Raw genomic sequence first — 2124 nt, forward strand, 5'->3', positions numbered from 1 at the left:
CGCCAACGCCGCCACTGCTGTTCACCCCGGTGCGAATTGATCAGCCTTCCTGTCCATCACCAGGGCTACTCCGCGAGCCGCAGCTATCTTTGCGACAAGAGCCTCTAGATCGGCATCCGATCGCATCGATCCGGTTTTCTGTCGGAGTCGGGAAACCGCCAGTGTGACAGAAAGGCGAGCCTTCCCCTTCGCCTCGCTCACAATTTCGTCGGCCGCCGCCGCAACGTTACAGAGCTCTGGTGTAACTTTGATCCTCATGGCTAGCCACCTCCATGCAAAGGTCGCGCGCCATAAACTCTCGAACCCAATCCAAGTTCCAACCAGACCGAGCCGGCTGGTGTCGCGCCTCGGAGCGGCGGCGGGCCAGAAATGGATGCTGGGGATCAAAACCAGCATAGGGTCAACGGGCCGCTGCGCGGTTGGTTGCGGACCGATCATTCTGGTAGTGGGTCAGTTTGAAATTTGACGGATGCAATATGCATTCAAGCATGTCAGCACATCATTCGCGGAACGTCAGAACCTGACAATGCGGATGCACATGCRCCGCTTCACCCGTCTGACAAACGTGTTTTCCAAGAAGGTTGAAGCTGATGCAAACTCGGTGGCTTTGCACTATTGTTGCGCTGGTGGAAGCGGAACAGGCGAAGATTGACCGCAAGCGTGTTACAAGAAGCACGTTGCCGCCTAAACATTCGGGGGAAGCCAATGCAAATCACGGAAATATATGCTGACGAAGTTAGCGAGACGCACTTGCGCAATGTTGCGGTGAATCTTGCGGCACGCGACTTTGCCCCTCCATCTGCTCCCATAGGCGCGTCTCCCGAAACGCCGATGACGACCGGTGTATTTCTTGAATTGCCGCCCGGATGGGACCCGCAATACCATGCGACGCCGCGCAGGCAATTGGTGGTGTTGCTCCAAGGTCACCTCAAAATCACGACCACCGACGGAACTTCAGCCGACTTCCGGCGGGGTGATGTTCTCTTGCTCAATGACAAGGACAGCAAGGGCCACCGGTCGCTAGTCCAAGGTCAAGAGGCGGTTGGCCTGCTTCTCGTTGGCATCGCAGATTGATTCACATCGACAAATTTCAGACTGACCCACTGCCGTCATTTTAGAGAAATTGAATATTCAAATAAACGGCCTATAATTTGCCAGCCGGCAAACCCACCCCTCTTTGCCGGTAAGGCCCGGCGGTCAAACCCCGAGCCACCGCTATGGCCGCCGGACCGCTGAAGACGGTCGGCAACGCTACGACGTTGTGCCGGGGTGAGGCGGGCACGAATCGGTGGCGGCGCCCAGCCAAGGGAGGTCATTCGCATGCACACGGCATCACTGCAGCTTCGATCGCTCCGAGAAGCTTTATTGCCAATGATGGGGTTTACCGCCTGGCACGAAAGCGTCAGCGAAGAAGGCACGCCCATTTGGACACGTTACATCGCGAAAACGGACTCATGGGAGGTCCGTCCGATGACGCCTGAAGAGGAAGCCAAAGCTTTCTGGTGGTATTGTCCACCATTTATTTGAACCCCGTCCGAGGCGCCGCAGCCACTGTCCGGCCTCAAAGCCCGCGCCACGGAGGGACCGCTGGCGCGGGCCGGCCGATGTGCCCACCAGCCTGCGACGGAGCCAAGCAGCGGCGTCCGAAGCATGAACTCAACAATTCAAGCCCGCTAATGTTCCAGCCTCTTTTGTCGGCGCGCATACCGGCCCGGTATTCCCTCACAGTCGCGGCGCTGGTCTCGTGCCTGATCTGTGTCGCAGGGTCCAGAACCAAGCCGTCGAGGAGGATGGTCACGCGGTCGTCAATCTGTACGCGCTCCCGTGGCGCGCGTAGTGATCCGCGTGGGACCGACAGAACCGAGTGTCCAGCCCGTCCTCCGTGCCCGCTCTGGCCGGCTTGCTGCATCCAACCACGCGACTGCGGCTAAACATGCTGCTCGGCTCCTAAGCCCGCCTCTTCACCTCAGTCTTGCGTTCGCGCCTCGCCGCCCAATACGTCAATCCGGTATCCCTCAAGATGGCCACCCCGTATCATCGGGCAGGCAAGCGTCTAACAGCAGGGAGAGCGAACTACACCGGCAAAAGGCCGCGCCATGGTTACGCGGCGTTACCGTTACGTAC

At 58.9% G+C, this 2124-nt stretch carries 2 protein-coding genes and 1 pseudogene; 2 read left to right on the forward strand and 1 reads right to left on the reverse strand.

The window, feature by feature from the left end:
• Positions 1–21: 21 nt before the first annotated feature.
• Positions 22–258: a hypothetical protein gene (locus AC1D0I_RS32405; protein ID WP_477400154.1), complete on the reverse strand. Its 237-nt coding sequence runs from the start codon at positions 256–258 to the stop codon at positions 22–24.
• 229 nt (positions 259–487) lie between these two features.
• On the opposite strand from AC1D0I_RS32405, the pseudogene AC1D0I_RS32410 reads away from it, so the two are divergent.
• Together AC1D0I_RS32410 and AC1D0I_RS32415 are read left to right on the forward strand one after the other, a co-directional pair.
• Positions 488–616, forward strand: a pseudogene (locus AC1D0I_RS32410) (IS1 family transposase); the annotation flags it as partial.
• A gap of 89 nt (positions 617–705) precedes the next feature.
• Positions 706–1074, forward strand: coding sequence for a cupin domain-containing protein (locus tag AC1D0I_RS32415; RefSeq protein WP_477228424.1), 369 nt, complete (start codon positions 706–708; stop codon positions 1072–1074).
• The last annotated feature ends 1050 nt before the right edge of the window (positions 1075–2124 follow it).

The organism is Mesorhizobium sp. P2_D1 (genome assembly GCF_056404455.1).